The sequence below is a fragment of the Nocardiopsis listeri NBRC 13360 genome, assembly GCF_001570765.1.
Lineage (GTDB): Bacteria > Actinomycetota > Actinomycetes > Streptosporangiales > Streptosporangiaceae > Nocardiopsis > Nocardiopsis listeri.
Map to the genome: position 1 here is coordinate 1 of NZ_BCSH01000041.1, position 17261 is coordinate 17261.

The 17261-nt window shown below is 70.8% G+C and carries 15 protein-coding genes and 2 riboswitches; of the genes, 10 read left to right on the forward strand and 5 right to left on the reverse strand.

Annotated elements, in window-relative coordinates; translation table 11 throughout:
- Positions 1 to 162 precede the first annotated feature (162 nt).
- The 4 genes from NLI01S_RS13515 to NLI01S_RS13530 form a co-directional block, all read right to left on the reverse strand.
- A complete protein-coding gene (locus NLI01S_RS13515; protein ID WP_067604289.1) occupies positions 163 to 630 on the reverse strand; it encodes a nitroreductase/quinone reductase family protein in 468 nt (155 codons plus the stop codon).
- A gap of 140 nt (positions 631 to 770) precedes the next feature.
- Positions 771 to 1961: an acyl-CoA dehydrogenase family protein gene (locus NLI01S_RS13520; protein WP_067604292.1), complete on the reverse strand. Its 1191-nt coding sequence runs from the start codon at positions 1959 to 1961 to the stop codon at positions 771 to 773.
- Between the two features lie 43 nt (positions 1962 to 2004).
- Complete coding sequence (locus tag NLI01S_RS13525) at positions 2005 to 3306, reverse strand: CaiB/BaiF CoA transferase family protein (protein ID WP_067604294.1); 1302 nt, start codon at positions 3304 to 3306, stop codon at positions 2005 to 2007.
- Between the two features lie 3 nt (positions 3307 to 3309).
- Positions 3310 to 3693 (reverse strand): DUF3870 domain-containing protein, encoded by a 384-nt coding sequence (locus NLI01S_RS13530; RefSeq protein ID WP_067604296.1) that lies wholly within the window; start codon positions 3691 to 3693, stop codon positions 3310 to 3312.
- Between the two features lie 216 nt (positions 3694 to 3909).
- Positions 3910 to 4024: riboswitch (SAM riboswitch) on the forward strand.
- A gap of 64 nt (positions 4025 to 4088) precedes the next feature.
- Between NLI01S_RS13530 and NLI01S_RS13535 the strand changes: the two genes are divergently transcribed.
- The 4 genes from NLI01S_RS13535 to NLI01S_RS13550 all read left to right on the forward strand — a co-directional run bounded on the left by NLI01S_RS13535 (position 4089) and on the right by NLI01S_RS13550 (position 7946).
- Positions 4089 to 5480: an aminotransferase class V-fold PLP-dependent enzyme gene (locus tag NLI01S_RS13535; RefSeq protein ID WP_067604298.1), complete on the forward strand. Its 1392-nt coding sequence runs from the start codon at positions 4089 to 4091 to the stop codon at positions 5478 to 5480.
- Positions 5481 to 5614: 134 nt separating this feature from the next.
- A complete protein-coding gene (locus NLI01S_RS13540) occupies positions 5615 to 6415 on the forward strand; it encodes an SAM-dependent methyltransferase (protein WP_067604402.1) in 801 nt (266 codons plus the stop codon).
- 293 nt (positions 6416 to 6708) lie between these two features.
- Positions 6709 to 7425 (forward strand): SAM-dependent methyltransferase, encoded by a 717-nt coding sequence (locus NLI01S_RS13545; RefSeq protein ID WP_190318462.1) that lies wholly within the window; start codon positions 6709 to 6711, stop codon positions 7423 to 7425.
- Positions 7416 to 7946: a DinB family protein gene (locus tag NLI01S_RS13550; protein ID WP_067604302.1), complete on the forward strand. Its 531-nt coding sequence runs from the start codon at positions 7416 to 7418 to the stop codon at positions 7944 to 7946. The genes NLI01S_RS13545 and NLI01S_RS13550 overlap by 10 nt, the downstream gene beginning before the upstream one ends.
- Here the strand turns inward: NLI01S_RS13550 and NLI01S_RS13555 are convergent, their stop codons facing one another.
- A complete protein-coding gene (locus tag NLI01S_RS13555) occupies positions 7947 to 10157 on the reverse strand; it encodes a primosomal protein N' (protein WP_067604304.1) in 2211 nt (736 codons plus the stop codon).
- 126 nt (positions 10158 to 10283) lie between these two features.
- On the opposite strand from NLI01S_RS13555, the gene fmt reads away from it, so the two are divergent.
- From fmt to NLI01S_RS13585, 6 genes are all read left to right on the forward strand, one after another.
- Complete coding sequence (gene fmt, locus NLI01S_RS13560) at positions 10284 to 11219, forward strand: methionyl-tRNA formyltransferase (RefSeq protein ID WP_067604306.1); 936 nt, start codon at positions 10284 to 10286, stop codon at positions 11217 to 11219.
- 76 nt (positions 11220 to 11295) lie between these two features.
- Entirely contained in the window at positions 11296 to 12759 is a 1464-nt protein-coding gene (locus tag NLI01S_RS13565) for an RsmB/NOP family class I SAM-dependent RNA methyltransferase (protein WP_067604308.1), read from the forward strand.
- 164 nt (positions 12760 to 12923) lie between these two features.
- Entirely contained in the window at positions 12924 to 13592 is a 669-nt protein-coding gene (rpe, locus tag NLI01S_RS13570) for a ribulose-phosphate 3-epimerase (protein WP_067604310.1), read from the forward strand.
- A gap of 284 nt (positions 13593 to 13876) precedes the next feature.
- Entirely contained in the window at positions 13877 to 14878 is a 1002-nt protein-coding gene (locus NLI01S_RS13575; RefSeq protein ID WP_067604404.1) for a phosphatase PAP2 family protein, read from the forward strand.
- Positions 14879 to 14945: 67 nt separating this feature from the next.
- A riboswitch (FMN riboswitch) is annotated at positions 14946 to 15076 on the forward strand.
- 116 nt (positions 15077 to 15192) lie between these two features.
- Entirely contained in the window at positions 15193 to 15831 is a 639-nt protein-coding gene (locus tag NLI01S_RS13580; RefSeq protein ID WP_067604312.1) for a riboflavin synthase, read from the forward strand.
- Between the two features lie 100 nt (positions 15832 to 15931).
- Positions 15932 to 17236, forward strand: coding sequence for a bifunctional 3,4-dihydroxy-2-butanone-4-phosphate synthase/GTP cyclohydrolase II (locus tag NLI01S_RS13585; protein ID WP_067604315.1), 1305 nt, complete (start codon positions 15932 to 15934; stop codon positions 17234 to 17236).
- The last annotated feature ends 25 nt before the right edge of the window (positions 17237 to 17261 follow it).

Genomic DNA, 17261 nt, shown 5'->3' on the forward strand with positions numbered 1-17261 from the left:
CGGCAGGGTCCCTACCTGAGGCGCCCCACCCACACACCCGATACTTTCGGCACCTCCGTGGAACACGAAGGCCGGGGAAACACCACGGCCCCGGACCCCTCGACGGGGTGACCGGGGCCGTTCGTGCTCGGGCCGTGTCTGCTCGGGCCGATCGTGTCCGGATCAGATCCGAATGGTCGTGGACCGCACGACACGGAAGACCGGGTGACGGTCCGCCTCGGCCACGAACGCCTCCACCGGGGCTTCCGGCGGCGCCTCGAAGTACGGGCCGACGATCGCCGAACGCGGGTGCTCCAGGTACTCCTTGAGTACCGCTCCGGCCTCCTCGGCGTCCACCTCGAGCACGCTCACCAGTTCGATCCAGCCGCCCTGGCGCAGGGTCGCGAACCCGTCCTTGCGGATGTTGTGCACCCAGTTCACCTCGCCGTACGGGGAGACCAGGTACCGGCCGCGCTCACTGTCCAGCACACTCACCGGGGTGGTGCGCAAGAACCCGGACTTGCGGCCCCGGGTGGTCAGCAGGTGCATCTCCTGCGGGCAGACCCCGTACTTGACGAAGTTGCTGACGACCGCGTCCGAGACGCGGCGCAGCTTGGTCGCCTCGAACCGCTTCGTCGGTTCGTTCACCATCTTGGGCAACTCCCTCACTCGGCTGCTCCCCATTGTGGTGGTTGGGAGCACCCGTTGGCACCCTGGATACCGGCGAGATCCGGCACACGTCGCTCATCTGCGACTCGGCGCCGGGCCGGCCCTCCGGGCGGTCTCGGACGCTAGCGGAACGCGGAGATCCCCGTGACGGACTGGCCGATGCTCAACGCGTGGATGTCCTCGGTGCCCTCGTAGGTGGCCACCGTCTCCAGGTTCACCATGTGCCGCATCACCGGGTACTCCAGTGTGATGCCGTTGGCGCCGTGCAGACCGCGCGCGGTCGCCGCCACCCGTTGGGCGGCGGCCACGTTCGCGAACTTGCCGAAGCTGACGTGGTTGTGGTGGCACTCGCCCCTGTCCTTGAGACGACCGATGCGCAGGGCGGTCATGCCGGCGTGGTTGACGTCCACGACCATGTCGGCGAGCTTGCGCTGGGTGAGCTGGAAACCGGCGATGGGTCCGCCGAACTGCTCGCGGGTGAGCGAGTAGTCGCGGGCGGCCGCGTAGCAGGCGCGGGCGGCGCCGGCCGCGCCCCACACGATGCCGTAGCGGGCCTCGTTGAGGCAGGAGAGGGGAGAGCCGAGCCCCTTGGACTCGGGCAGGATCGCGTCGGCGGGCAGACGCACGCCCTCCAGGACCAATTCCGAGGTGATGGAGGCGCGCAGCGACAGCTTCTTGTGGATGACGTTGGCGCTGAATCCGGGGACGTCGGTGGGCACGACGAACCCGCGGACGCCCTCGTCGGTGGCGGCCCACACCACGGCGACGTCGGCCACCGAACCGTTGGTGATCCACATCTTGGTGCCGTCGAGGATCCAGTCGGAGCCGTCCCGGCGGGCGCGGGTACGCATCGAACCCGGGTCGGAACCGGAGTCGGGTTCGGTCAGCCCGAAGCAACCGATGGCCTCGCCCGCGGCCATGCGTGGCAACCACTCGTTCTTCTGCTCCTCGGACCCGAACTTGTGGATCGCGGCCATGGCGAGGGAGCCCTGCACGGACACGAAGCTGCGCAGCCCGGAGTCCACGGCCTCCAACTCGCGACAGGCCAGGCCGTAGGCGACGGCGCTGGAACCTCCGCACCCGTAGCCCTCCAGGTGCATGCCGAGCACTCCGAGGTCGCCGAAGGCCTTGGCCAGGCCGCGCGGGTCGGGCAGGGTTCCGGCCTCGAACCAGTCGGCGACCTCGGGCAGCAGTTCCGCGGCGGAGAACTCCCGTACGGCGTCGCGGATGTCGCGTTCGGTGTCGGACAGTTCGGCGTCCACCGCCAGGAAGTCGAGCGGGTCGGGGGCTGCGGCCTTGCGGGAGTCGCTCATGGTGGGTGTCCCTTCGGGGTGCGTGGTGTACGAAGTCCGTTGGTCAGTCGACGTCGGTCTGTTGGGCGGCGCCGCGCTCGAACAGTCCCTCGATCCGGTCGGGTGCCAGACCCAACTCGGTGAGGATCTCTCGGGAGTGCTGGCCGAGCAGCGGGGGGGCGGACAGGGGGACGGGGGTGTGCGCCATTCGAAAGCCCGCCCGGACCTGTTCGAGGAGCCCCGCGGTGGGGTGTTCGACGGTGCGCAGAACGTCGTCCCCCGAGGCGTCGGCGGTACGCAGCGCGTCCAGGACACCGCGTACCCGACCCACCGGGACCCCTGCGGTGACCAGGACGTCCATCCAATGGTCGGCGGGACGGGAGGTCAGCGTCTCGGTGAGTTCGCCGACCAGCTCCTCGCGGTGCGCCACCCGTTCGGGGTTGGTGGCGTAGCGGGAGTCCTCGGCCAGGTCGGGGCGGTCGATGGCCGCGCACAACCGTCGGTACAGGGCGTCGTTGCCCGCGGCCACGACGATCTCCGCGTCGGCGGTGGGGAAGACCTGGTAGGGGACGATGGTGGTGTGCGCGTTGCCGACCCGGGCCGGTTCCTTGCCCGTGACCAGGGCCTGCTGGGTGAGGTTGACCAGGCTCGACAGGGTGGAGTTGACCAGTGAGACGCTGATGTCCTCACCGCGGCCGGTGGCCTTGGCCCGCATGAGCGCGCCGAGGATGCCCACGGCGGCGTTGAGACCGGTGAGCACGTCGGTCAGTGCCACACCCACCTTGCTGGCCGGTCCGTCGGCCGGGCCGGTGGTCGCCATCAGCCCGCTCTCGGCCTGCACGACGATGTCGAAGCCGGGACGGTCCTCCGGTCGGTGTTCGGGACCGAAGCCGCTCACCGAGCAGTAGACGACCGCCGGGTTGCGCTTGCCGATCTCCTCGTAGCCCAGTCCCAGCCGGTCGATCACCCCGGGCCGGAAGTTCTGGATCACCACGTCGGATCCGGCGCACAGTTCCCGGACCGCGGCGAGTCCGTCGGGGTCCTTCAGGTCCACGGCGAGGCTGCGCTTGTTCCGGTTCACCGACAGGAAGTAGGCGGCCTCGCCGGGGGAGTGCGCCGCGCGGTGCTCTTCGGTGGGCTCGGCGTAGGGAGGTCCCCAGGAGCGGGTGTCGTCGCCTCGCCCGGGTTGTTCGACCTTGATCACCTCGGCGCCCATGTCCGCCAACAACATGGTGGCGTAGGGGCCGGCCAGGACTCGGGACAGGTCGGCGATCCGCACGCCGGCCAGGGGGAGTGGTGCGCTCCCCGTCCCGGGTTTCTCGGGGGCTCGCGCCTGCGGTGTGGATTCGTGACTGGAAGGGGTCAAGGGTCACTCCTCGCCGTCGGGGGAACCGGGCAGTTGGTCGCCGTCGCGCAGTTGGTAGTAGGTCTCCAGGCAGCGGCGCAGCGCGGTGGTGAGCGCGGCGCCCGACTGGCCCGCGTATCGCGTCTGTACCCGCTGGACGATCTTCGCGATGTCCTCGGTCACCGAGGCTCCCTCCACCAGGGCACGGAAGAAGTCCTTGGCCAGGTCGGTGAGCAGGGTGGTGTCCGCGGAGACGATCCGGTCGTCGGCGGTGTCCACGGCGAGTACGACACCGAGCCGCTGGTACTGGGAATGGCTCGCCACCGAATCGGGGAGACGGGCGTAGCCGGAGATGAGGACAACCCGGGGGTTGCGGAAGAGCTGCTGAACACGGTCGTCGCCGGGCAACGGACACACCTCTCGTCTGCGGGCACGCGAAAACTCCTACCGACTGGAGTCTCGCGTCTGAAGGGCGACCGGGGGAAACCGGACACCCGCGACGTGAGGGCAGTTCGAGACCAGTATGTCGTCACCGTCGCGCCGACTGTCAAGCGGGGTCGTGTCCCAGGCCACACGAATCCCGTGGGTGCGTCGCGCACGGACCGTGTGTTACATTTCGGCACAGGTCACGAGTACCAGCGCCAAGCCCCGGCTGGCTGGTCGGCAACCCTCCTTCCGCGGTGGGGTGCCCCGGGTGAGGACCAGGTCCCGACACGACCGTGTCGGACAAGCGCGGACCCAGGAAGACGCGGCCGTCGAGCGGCGTACCCCGTGGGTCCCACGACCCACCGAAGAGGTGCCCTATGACCACCGTCATCCCGTTCGACTCCACCCGTCGCCCCCGCACCCGCCAGGCCGTTCGGGACGCGCGTGCGCGCCGGGAGTCGCACCCCGTCGACACAGCCTCGGACCTCTCGATCGTCACCCCCGACGGCGGGGTCCCGCTGGTCACCGGTGAGTACGTCGACTACGCCAACTTCGACTACGCGGCCAGCGCGCCCTGCCTGACCGCGGTCGCCGACGCCCTCTCAGCCGCCCTGCCCTACTACGCCAGCGTGCATCGGGGCGCGGGCCACCACTCCCGGATCAGTACCGAGGCCTACGAAGAAGCCCGTCGCGGCGTCGCCGGTTTCCTGGGCACCCGGCCCGACACCGACGCCGTGATGTTCGTGCGCGGCACCACCGACGCGCTCAACCTGCTGGCCCGTTGCGTGCCCGACGGCTGCACCGTGGTGGTGTTCGAGTCCGAGCACCACGCGAGCCTGTTGCCGTGGGAACACCCGGCCGCCCGCTCCGCGAAGGTGGTGCGCCTGCCACTGCCCGCCACCCCCGACGCCGCCGTCGAGGCCGCCCGCGCCGCCCTGCGCGAGGCCCCCAGGGGTCCGAAGCTGCTGTGCGTGACCGCGGCCTCCAACGTCACCGGTGAGATCTGGCCGGTGGAGGAGCTGGTCGAGGCCGCCCACGCCGAAGACGCCCGAGTGGTGGTCGACGCCGCCCAGTACGTGCCGCACCTGCCGTTCAGCCTCACCGACACCGGCGCCGACTACGTGGCGTTGTCCGGACACAAGCTGTACGCGCCCTTCGGTTCGGGTGTGCTGGCCGGCCGCGCCGACTGGCTGGGAGAGGCCACGCCCTACCTGTCCGGCGGTGGCGCTACGCGGAAGGTCACCGACCACGACGTGTTCTGGAACGACCTGCCGGCCCGGCACGAGGCGGGCAGCCCCAACGTCCTGGGCGCCGTGGCGTTGGCCGCGGCCTGCGCCACCTTCACCGAGGACACCCTGTACCTACAGCACATCCGTGAGTCCGCCCTCTTGGAGCGCCTGCGCGCCGGGTTCTGCGAGATCGACGGTGTGCACGAGCTGACCCTGTGGGGGCCCGAACAGGCGCGGGTGGGCATCGTTTCGTTCGTGGTGGACGGGCTGCCCGCCGACCTGCTGGCCGCCGCCCTGTCCGCGGAGTACGGCATCGGGGTGCGCGACGGTCTGTTCTGCGCGCACCCGCTCACCGCCCACCTGCTGCCGGAGGGGCACACGCAGGCGGTCCGGGCCAGCCTGGGCGTGGGCACCACCGAGGAACACGTGGACCGGCTGGTCGGCGCCGTGGCGGATCTGGTCGCCCATGGGCCGAGCTGGAAGTACGTCGACCTCGATGGCCGGTTGGTTCCCGCTTCGGACCCGCGCGACGCGCTCTGAACGGAACACGCCCGGGGTGGTCCCGTCGTCTATGATCAATGCGAAAAAATCGGTGGGAACGGGATGTTCCGCGCGCGGCCGTCGAATTCCCGTTCCCCGCCGAGAACCCCCTGCGTATCGAGGTGGATGACCGCATGACCGACGATTCGACCGCCCCGGCCCCGGGCTCGAAGATCGATACCACCCGGACCCACTCGGCCCGGATCTGGAACTACTGGATGGGTGGAAAGGACCATTATCCGGTCGACCGTCTGGCGGGAGACGCGGTGGCCGAATCCTTCCCGGAGATCCGGGACCTGGCCCGCACCAGCCGGGAGTTCCTCGTCCGCGCGGTGACCCACCTGACCCGGGAGGAGGGCATCCGCCAGTACCTCGACATCGGTACCGGCATGCCCACCGCCAACAACACGCACGAGGTGGCCCAGTCGATCGCTCCGGAGACCCGGGTGGTCTACGTCGACAACGACCCCCTCGTGTTGACGCACGCCCGCGCCCTGCTGGTCGGCACCCCCGAGGGGGTCACCGACTACGTCGACGCCGACCTACGGGACCCCGACGCGATCCTGGCCAAGGCCGCCGAGACGTTGGACTTCGACAAGCCGGTCGGGCTCATGCTCATGGGGATCCTGGGCCATGTCCCCGACGAGGACGTCCAACCGATCGTGCGCAGGCTGCTGGACGCCCTGCCCTCGGGCAGCTACCTGGTCAGCTACGACGGCGCCGACACGAGCGAGGACTATAACCAGGCCATCGAGGAGGGCAACAAGCACGGCGACGTGCCGTACCTGCTGCGCAGCCCCGAGGCCATCGCCGAGCGCTTCGAGGGCCTGGAGCTGTTGGAGCCCGGTGTGGTGCCCTGCCCGTTGTGGCGGCCCCCGATCGTGGGTGCCCGGCGCGGACTGGACCAGTACGGCGGGGTGGCGCGCAAGCCCTGACACTCGGTCTCGGGTCCGTGCCCGAAGCCGTACCGCGGGCCGACCCGGAACCTCCGGGTCGGCCCGCGGTGTTCGTGGATGGGAATTCGGGACCTTGGGCTCACAAGAACTTGCGACGCAGGTCGTGACAAACGGCGCGATAGGGCCCATTTCACTTGGGGGTGTGCGGGGTATCACGTTCGCAAGCGGTACTATCTGGCCCTGACGGCAGGGCGCACCGTCGCGGACCCGATCGGTCCACCGACGACGGACGTCCTGCCTCCCACGAGCGAACCGGCTGGGGGAGCGTGAACGTGACGGACGTCCGAGGACCTGAGGCAGGCCCCCTCGCGGCCGTGTTCCGACGAAGGACATCCTTTCGCAAGCCCGGTCGGGGACCACGCGTCGTCGACCTCGGCGACAGGGACCGCACCCATGTCCCCAACGATCCGGCCCTGGCCGAACACGTCCGTCTGCACCAGGCCTTCCTCGGCCGCGTCGTCGACTACCTGAGCGCCGACGCGGGCATACGCCAGTTCGTCGATTGGGGCGGTCCCGTCCCGGGAACCACCGAACGCGTGCGCCGCGCCGACCCCGACGCCACCGTCGTGCGCATCGCCCCCGAGGGCGCGGCGGGGATCCTGGCCTCTCCCGACGACTCCGCCGTGCCGTCCGGCGACGGCGTGTGCTCCGAAACGCTCCTGCGTCGCCTGCACACCGGTGGGCTCGTCGACCTCGACGAGCCCCTCGCCGTATTGATGACCCGCACCTTCGGAGCCGACTCCCCGCCCACGGGCTTGGACACCCTGTCCCGACTCATGCGCGGCGGCGGCTACCTGGCCCTCACCTCCACGGCGCCCCGAGCCGACGTCGAACGCGCCTTCGGCCCCTTCCTGCCCCTCGAACCCGGCGTGGCCGACCTCACCTGGTGGCCCTACCCCGACGAGGACGTCACCGCCCGGGGCAGCGGAGTTCTGGCAGGATTGGGCCGTGTGTCGAGACGCGGAGGGGGAACGACCCGATGGCGGTGAACTGGAACGGTGAGATCCTCGCCCAGATGCAGTTCTACTGGGACTTCTCGTTGTGGCCGCGCCTGGAGGGACTCACCGACGAGGAGTTCTACTGGGAACCGGTGCCGGACTGCTGGACGGTACGTCGGCGCGAGGACGGCCGACACGCGCCCGACGGCGCCTACCCCGAACCCGTCCCGCCGCCGGTCACCACGATCGCCTGGCGGCTGGGCCACATCATCGTGGACGTGCTGGAGACCCGGATCAACTGGCACTTCGGTGACCGCACCGCGAGCCGTGACGTCATCGACTGGCCCTCCACCGCCGCCGAGGCGCGCCAACGCCTGCGCACCGCCTACCTCACCTGGTCCGAACACGTGGGCCGACTCGACGACGACGCCCTGGTCGCGCCCGTGGGCGGGGCCGAGGTCGCCCAGTGGTCGGAGTTCCCGATGGTGGTGCTGCTCCTGCACCTGAACCGGGAGTTCATCCACCACGGAGCCGAAGTGGCCCTCCTGCGGGACCTGTATCGTGCCGGCTAGCTAAATGACGCGGAGGGGGTCCACGCGGACCTGGGCGAGGTGCTCGTCGCGGCGGGCGCTGCGGGCCACCGCCGCCGCCTTCAACGCACGCGCCAACTCACCGATCCCGTTGCGCGGGACTCGTAGCAGCGCGCGTTCGGTCACGTGGGACCCGTCGTCCGCCGTCTCCGACCCGACGGGGACCGGCCCCAACAGCTCGGCGCCCGTGGGCAAGGCGATCTGGTCCAGCAGTTCACGCACATGCTCGGGGCCACCGGTGATGGAGGCCATCGACACCGCGGGCGGGAAACCCAGTTCGCGACGGTCGCTCAGCTCGCGTTCGGCGAACCCGGCGGGGTCCCAGCGCACCAGTGACTGCACCAACGGCAGCGAGGCGTCGGCGGACACCACCACGGTGCCTCCGGGGCGCACCAGCGCGGCGGCGTTCAGCCACCGACGCAGGGTCTCCTCCGAGGCCCGTAGGTCGGCCCGGTTGAGGAGCGCCCACCCGTCCAGCAGGACCGCCGCCGCGTAACCGCCGCCCTCGGCCACGGGTTCGGCCCCCGGGGTGGCCACCACCAGGGCCGGTCTGCTCGAGACCTCGGGCAACACGTCCTCGCGTCCGGAGGTGCGCACGGTCAGCGCGGGGAAGGCCCTTCCCAGTTCCTCGGCGGTACGCCGGGCGCCCACCACCACCGCGCGCATTCGGGTCACCCCGCACTCGGGGCAGGCCCACTGGCCGGCCACCCGGCCGCACCAGCCGCACGAGGGCAGGGCGTGCGAGCCGCGCACCGCGAGCGGGCCGCGGCAGCCGTCACAGCGAGCGGGTTCGCGACAGCCCGCGCACGCCAGGCTGTTGAGGTAGCCGCGGCGAGGAACCTGGAAGAGTACCGGCCCCACCCGCGCGGCCTCCCGGGCCGAACGCAACGCCACGCTCGGCATGCGCGCCGAACGAGCCGCCTGGTCTCGGGCCAGTTCACGGTCGTCTCCGGCCGCTCGTACCAGGGGGGCGCGTCGACGCAGTGTCGCACGGTCGGCGATCAACGGGTGCGCCCACCCCGATTCCAGCAGCAGTTGGGCGTCGGTGGTGCGGGTGTGCCCGCCGATGAGCGCACCGGCGCCCGCCCTGTGGGCGCGCATCGCCAGGACCGTGCGCGAGTGCGGGTAGGGAGCGTGCGGGTCCACGTGCACGTCGTCGCCGTCGTCCCACAGCACCACCAGGCCCAGGTCGCGTACGGGGGCGAAGACCGCGGCGCGGGTCCCGACCACGACACGGACCTCGCCGCGCAGGACCGCCAGCCAGCGTCGGTAACGCTCGGCCGGCCCCAGGTCGGCGGTGAGCGCCACGTGCCGCCCCTCGCCCAACCGGCGGCTGAGCGCCTCGTCCACCCGGGCCACGTCACGGCCGTCCGGGAGCACGATCACGCTGCCGCGTTCGGCGGCCAGGGTCGCTTCGGCGGCCACCGCGATCGCGTCGGTCCAGTCGGTACCCGGCAGGGCGTTCCAGATGGCGCGCGCGGGGAGCCCACCGCGCAGCGCACGTACGTACGCCGGGCCCTCCGCGTAAGCGTCCCAGGGACCGGGGTCGACCTCCAGTACGGCGGTCTCCACCGTCTCCTGCACGGCGGAGGCGTCGCCGGGCGGCGCCGCGACGGGCTCGATCCCGGTCGGCGGGGGCTCCTCGGCGGTGCGTGGCGCCCCGGCCTGGTCCTCCTCGGTCCCCTCCAGGTCTTGTGCCTTCTCCCGCGCGCGCCGGTCGACCTCCTTCTCCACCCGCGCGTGCCGGGGCGGTACCGCCAACCGCAGCACGTCGCTCAGGGTGCCCGCGTATCGATCGGCGACTGCTCGGGAGAGCGCGAGGACCTCCGGGGTCAGCACCGGCTCGGGGGAGACCACCGTCTCCACATAGGCCAAGCGTCCGGAGAACTCCGAGCTCTCCACCCGCTCCGCCAGGAAACCGGCGAGCAATCGACCGTTGAATCGCACCTTCACCCGGCAGCCGGGCACGGCCGTCTGGTCCATGTCGGCCGGTACGCGGTAGTCGAAGTAGCGGTCCAGGTGCGGCAACGGGGTGTCCACCACGACACGCGCGACCGGGAGCCGGTCGGCGGGCCTGCGCTTGGCCGGCCGACGGCTCTTGGCGGAGGCGGCCCTGGCCTTCGCCGTTTCCTTCGGCTCCCCCGCAGGCAGGTCGAAGAGGGCCGCTTCGGGCTGGTCGGGCTGCGCTGTCATCACCTTTGGTCTATCAGATGACCACGACGGTCCAGGGACCCGAGAAGCCCGACACAGGCGCGTTCTCTGTGGGGAGTGCGATAGAACAGTGACGTGTGGTCGCAGTCGAGGGGGAATGGTCCAAACATGAAGCTGGTCTTCGCCGGTACACCCGAGGTGGCGGTGCCCTCACTTCGGGCCCTGATCGACTCCGAACACGAGGTCGCGGCGGTCGTCACCCGGCCCGACGCCCGCTCCGGGCGTGGCCGCAAGGTGTCGGGCAGTCCGGTCGCCGAGCTCGCCGAGAGCGAGGGCATCGAGGTCCTCAAGCCCGCCAAGGCCGGTGACACCGACTTCCTGGCCCGCCTGAGCGAGATCGCCCCCGACTGCTGCCCGGTGGTCGCCTACGGTGCCCTGTTGCCCCAGTCCGCCCTGGACATCCCCGAGTACGGCTGGGTGAACCTGCACTTCTCCCTGCTGCCGGCCTGGCGTGGCGCGGCCCCCGTCCAGCACGCCCTCCTGCACGGCGACGACGTCACCGGAGCCTCCACCTTCCGCATCGTCAAGGAACTCGACGCCGGACCGGTCTTCGGCACCGTGGCCGAGACCGTGCGCCCCACCGACACCAGCGGCGAACTCCTCGCCCGCCTGGCCGAGTCCGGGGCCGGTCTGCTGGCACGCACCATCGACGGCATCGCCGCCGGGGACCTGGTCCCCGTCGAACAGCCCGACGCCGACGTCTCCTACGCAGGCAAGCTCACCCCCTTGGACGCCGAACTCGACTTCACCTGGACCGCCTTGCGTCTGGATCGGGTCGCTCGCGCCTGTACCCCGGCCCCCGGCGCCTGGACCACCTTCCGCGGCACTCGTTTGAAGGTGGGACCGGTCCGCCCCGTCACCGACGCCGACCGCCCCGACCTGGACCCCGGCCACCTGTTCGTGGACAAGAAGCGGGTCCTGGCGGGTACCAGCACCCACCCGGTCGAACTCGGCCAGGTCCAACCCCAGGGCAAGAAGGCCATGTCCGCGGTGGACTGGGCGCGTGGTGTGCGTCCCACCGAAGACGACCGGATGGGCCGCTGACCTGTCGTAGTCTCAAGGCCGGTGGGCGCGGTCGCTCGCCGGCACACGTCCCCGGCTTGTTGAGGCAGAGCACACGTTGAGCGAGCAGTCCCGTTCCCAGAACCGTCGTCCGAGCCGGGGCGGTGAGCCCCACCAGGGCGGTCGGCGGTCCGGGCCGCCCCAGCCGCGCGATCCCGCGCGCAGGGTGGCCTACGACGTACTGCGCGCGGTCGAGCAGCGCGACGCCTACGCGAACCTGTTGCTGCCGGTCCTGCTGAACGAGCGCGGCATCCACGGCCGCGACGCCGCGCTGGCCACCGAACTCACCTACGGGACGCTGCGCCGCCAGGGCACCTACGACGCGATCCTGCAGACCTGCGTGGACCGCACCCTGGCCTCGGTGGACGCCGAGGTGCTCCCGCTGCTGCGGATGGGTTCCCACCAGCTGCTGTCCACCAACATCCCGCCGCACGCCGCGGTGGGGGAGTCGGTGGCGCTGGCCCGCAAGGTGGTGGGTCATCACCGCTCCCGTTTCGTCAACGCGATCCTGCGCAAGGTGAGCGCTCGCGACCTGGACGCCTGGCTTCCGATCGTGGCTCCCGAGCGCGACCGTGACCCGAGCGGATATCTGTCGGTGGTGCACAGCCACCCGCGCTGGGTGGTCAAGGAACTGGCCCGGGCCTTGGGGGAGCGGGCCAAGGACGCCGGTCTGCCCCGCACCGAGGAGTTGCTCGAGGCGCACAACGAACGTCCCAAGGTGACCCTGGTCGCCAAGCCGGGCAGGTCCAAGGTCGCCGACCTGGAGGAGTACGGCGCCGAGCCGGGCCGCTACTCGCCCTTCGCCGCCTACCTGCCCGAGGGCGACCCGGGCGCGATCCTGGAGGTGCGCCAGAACCGGGCAGCGGTCCAGGACGAGGCCAGCCAACTGGTCGCGCTGGCCCTGACCCGGGTCGGTGTCCACGGGGAAGACGCCCGTTGGTTGGATATGTGCGCCGGCCCCGGTGGCAAGGCGGGTCTGCTCGCCTCCCTGGCGGGGCGGCGTGACGCCCGTCTGGTCGCCTCCGAGTTGCAGCCCGCCCGGGCCGGGCTGGTGGCCGGCGCGGTGCGTCGGGCCCCACGCGACGCCGGTCGCGCGATCGCCGCCGACGGCACCCGACCAGCCTGGCGGCCGGGTGTCTTCGATCGGGTCCTGGTGGACGTGCCCTGTACCGGCTTGGGGGCCCTTCGGCGTCGTCCCGAGTCGCGTTGGCGTCGGGGCCCCGAGAACGTGACCGAGTTGGCCCCGCTCCAGCGGGAGCTGCTCGTCAACGCCGTGGCGGCCGTGCGTCCGGGTGGGGTGGTGGCGTACGTGACGTGCTCTCCGCACCTGGACGAGACCGACACCATCGTCCAGGGCGTGCTCGCCGAGCGGGACGACCTGGAGTTGTTGCGCGCTCCCGACCACCTCGACGAGGTTCCCGACCTGGCCGCGGGACCGGAGGGAAGGTACGCGCAGTTCTGGCCGCACGTCCACGGCACCGACGCCATGTTCCTGGCCCTGCTGCGCTGCAAGGTCGGATAGCGTCACCCGTCGTTTCGCCCGACGCCCTCGGTGTCGGGCGAAACGGACATATGCGGATCTACCTCGTAAAGGTAGGGGTTCGGCCATGTGGTGCGAAGTCGATCGAACAGCGGCGTCCCCGGTCCCGGGGACCGACCACCGGACAAGGCCTATACACTGCTGACGTGGCAATTCAGATCTCTCCCAGCATCCTGAACGCGGACTTCGCCCACCTCGCGGACGAAGCCGCCGCCGTGCCGACCGCGGACTGGCTGCACGTCGACGTCATGGACGGACACTTCGTCCCCAACCTGACGCTGGGTCTGCCCATCGTGGAATCCCTGGTCAAGGCGACGACCACCCCGCTGGACTGCCACCTGATGATCGAGGACCCCGACCGCTGGGCGCCCGCCTACGCCGAGGCCGGGGCCGGTAGCGTCACCATCCACGCCAAGGCCGCCGGCGCACCGGTGCGCACCCTGAGGGAGATCCGCGGGCAGGGCGCCCGCGCCGGACTGGCTCTCAACCCCGCCGAGCAGGTCGAACCCTATGTGGACCTCATCGGCGAGATGGATATGCTGTTGTTGATGACCGTCGAACCCGGGTTCGGCGGACAGAAGTTCCTTGACCTGGTTCTGCCCAAGATCCGCCGAGCTCGTGAGATCCTGGACAGCAGGGAGGCCTCCGTCTGGCTACAGGTCGACGGAGGGGTCTCCGATGAGACCATCGAACGCGCAGCCGAGGCCGGAGCCGACGTCTTCGTCGCCGGATCGGCCGTCTACGGGGCACAGGACCCCGCGAGCGCCGTCGAGTCCCTCCGCGCCCAGGCTCGCAAGGCGAGCGGTCGGGACTAGAACCGAAAAGACCATCTCCGAAGGGGCGCGGCCGCCCGCACCCACCACCCCGGTGCGGCCGCGCCCCGCCCCATTCCCCTCCCGGGATCCCGCCCCGCCTCGAGGAGCGGGTCTGGCCAGGGGTCCCGAAGGCGCCTAGGCTTTCGGCGGTAGTCGTAGAACTTTCGCTTGGTCGCGGCTCCGTCTTCCCCTGTACCACCACGTGACCGGGGGAGCGGCGCGGCGTGAGCGCGTTGCCAGGCGCGGACCCCGTGGAGTTACGCGTGCAAGCCCAACACCTGGCCATGGACACCATCTGGGAGGCGGAGAGCACCGCCATCCGCTGGTTGCAGGGAGCCGGTGATCCGCTCTCGTATCCACTCGGACTGATCACCCACCTGGGGTCCCAGGGCGTGATCATCGTGCTGATGGCCGCCGTCTTCTGGTGCGTGAACCCCGGCCTGGGCGCCCGACTGCTCGTCGTGGTCATCGCCTCGGGCGCCGTCAACGGCCTGCTCAAGTCGGTGTCCTACACGCCTCGCCCCTACTGGTTCGACGCCCAGATCACCGGCTACAGCCACCACGGGAGCTTCGGAATGCCGTCCGGGCACAGCCAGGCCGCCATGGTGGCCTGGGGTTACCTGGGGATCCGCTCGGGCCGTCGTGCCCTGATGTGGGCGGCGGCGGTGATCATTCCGTTGGTGGGGTTCTCCCGGATCTACCTGGGCGCCCACTTCTTCAGCGATGTCGTGGTCGGACTGTCCATCGGCGCGCTCATCCTGTGGCTGATGCTGCGCTTCGAGGACCGAGTGCTCACCTGGTGGAGTTCGCTGGACACCACGCGTTGGGTCTCCTACCTGCTGCTGATCACCCTGGTGCCGTGCGCACTGGGGGCGGCCTGGCAGTTCGGGGCGCGAGGGGACTGGGTCCCGCCGGTCACCGAGTGGATCGGCGCCACCCCCGCCGACCCGTCCGGACACTCCCTGGCCGGTCTGTACACGGCCTCCGGGGGGGTGCTCGGCGGCGTGCTCGGGCTCACCCTGCTCCACCGGTGGGGCTGGTACAGCGCAGAGGGCACCGCCACCGCGAGGGTGTCGCGGTTCGCGCTCGGCATCTCCGTGGTCGTGCTCATCGTGGTCATGGACGAGGTCCTCTTCGGTGATCCGGGCGGGCCGATCGGTGCCCTGTCCTCCTTCGTCGTCTACGCCGTCCTGGCGCTTTGGGCCACCTACGGCGCGCCGCGGATGTTCGTCACCAGTGGACTCGCCGCCAAAGCGCAAGAGGCCGAGCGCACCGACCAGGGGTGACACCCCTCACAGCGGCTAGGCGTCCCGAGCGGCCAGGGGTTAGGATCGGGATCGTTGTAGTTATCGAACGCGTGCTCCGGGGTCGGTGAAAGTCCGAACCGGCGGTGATAGTCCGCGACCCGGTCGAATCCATCGACCGGTTGAACCGGTGGGATTCCGGTACCGACGGTTAAAGTCCGGATGGGAGGCAGTACGCGTTGGGAAGGTCTCGAGCGTCGCCGACCATCGGCGTACCCACTCGGACCCGGTCTCGTCGTGGACCCGTTTCCACACCCTTTTCCCCGGAGCCTGACGCAGGCGAAGGGACGTAGGGCGTGTTCACCGGAATCGTGGAAGAACTCGGCGAGGTCATCTCCGTCGAACCGGCCGGAACCTCCGGCGAGGCCGTGCTGCTCACCGTGCGCGGGCCCCTGGCGAGCTCCGACGCGGGGCACGGCGACTCCATCGCGGTCAACGGCGTGTGCCTGACCGTCGTCGAGCTCGGTGAGGGAACCTTCACCGCCGACGTCATGAAGGAATCGCTGGACCGGTCGAGTCTGGGGTCCCTCGTCCCCGGATCCCCCGTCAACCTGGAGCGCGCCGCGCGCAGCGACGGCCGTCTGGGCGGGCACATCGTCCAGGGACACGTGGACGGTACCGCGGTCCTCCTTTCCCGAGCCCCGGGCGACAAGTGGGACGTGCTCCGCTTCGCCCTGGCCCCGGAGTTGTCCCCCTACGTGGTGGAGAAGGGGTCCATCACCGTGGACGGCACCAGCCTCACGGTCTCCGCGGTCAGCGACCCCGGAGCTTTGGAGGAGTCCTTCGAGGTCAGCCTCATCCCGGCCACCCTGGAGGCCACCACCCTGGGCGGTCTGGCCGTCGGCGCCGTCGTCAACGTCGAGGTCGACGTCATCGCCAAGTACGTGGAGCGCATCACCGCCGTCGCACGAGCTCGCGAGAGCGCCCGCACCTGAGGGAGCCCGCGTCCTGGGCGCACCCACAGGCACCCACCCGGGCACGGACCCAGCGGCCGTGACCCGTCACCCACCACCGACGTACCTTCAGGGAGCGGCAATGACCGTCACCGACACCACCCCGTCCGCCGAGGCCACCGACTCGGAAGAGCCCGTGGACACCGTGGTCCTCGACCCGATCGAGGACGCCATCACCGAGTTCGCCGCCGGACGAGCCATCGTGGTCGTGGACGACGAGGACCGGGAGAACGAGGGCGACATCATCTTCGCCGCCGAACTCGCCACCCCCGAACTCCTGGCCTTCATGATCCGCCACACCTCCGGCGTGGTGTGCGTGCCCATGGAGGGCGAGGAACTGGATCGCCTCGACCTGCCGCTGATGACCGCGCGCAACGAGGAGAGCCTGCGCACCGCCTACACCGTCACCGTCGACGCACGCGAGGGCGTGACCACCGGGATCTCCGCCGCCGACCGCGCGCGTACCGTCAGGCTGTTGGCCTCCGCCGAGAGCGCCTCCACCGACTTCGTGCGCCCCGGCCACGTCCTGCCGCTGCGCGCCCGACCGGGCGGTGTCCTGGCCCGTCGCGGACACACCGAGGCCTCCATCGACTTCGCTCGCCTGGCCGGCCTGCGCCCCGCCGGTGTCCTGGCCGAGGTGGTCAACGACGACGGCACCATGGCCCGTCTGCCGCGACTGCGCCGGTTCGCCGACGAGCACGGCCTGAAGTTGGTGTCGGTGGAGCAGCTGGCCGCCCACCGCACCGCCATGGGGGAGACCCTCACCGCCGAGCAGGCCGCCCCCGCGTTGGTCACACGCCAGGTGGAGACCCGGATGCCGAACCGGCACGGTGAGTGGCGGGCGGTCGGCTACAAGGGCACCACCGACGGCGCCGAGCACGTCGCCCTGGTCCACGGTGACCTCACCGACGGCGTCGACGTCCTGGCCCGCCTGCACTCGGAGTGCCTGACCGGGGACGCCTTCGGTTCACAGCGCTGCGACTGCGGCGCCCAACTGGACGCCGCCATGGCCGAGATCGCCGAGGCGGGCCGCGGGGTCGTGGTCTACCTGGGCGGTCACGAGGGACGCGGGATCGGCCTGCTGCACAAGCTGCGCGCCTACAGTCTCCAGGACCAGGGCGTGGACACCGTCGACGCGAACCTGCGGCTGGGTCTGCCCGCCGACGCACGCGAGTTCGGCGCGGGAGCACAGATCCTCACCGACCTCGGGGTGTCCTCGGCGCGGTTGTTGAGCAACAACCCGGTCAAGGCCGAGGCACTGGAGAAGTACGGGGTGCGGGTGAGCGAACGGGTGCCCATGCCCACGTTCGTCACCGACGACAACCTCGACTACCTGCTGACCAAGCGGGACCGGATGGGTCACGACCTGGCCGGCGTCGCCCGCTAGCGGGCGAGACCCTCCGTTCGGGCCC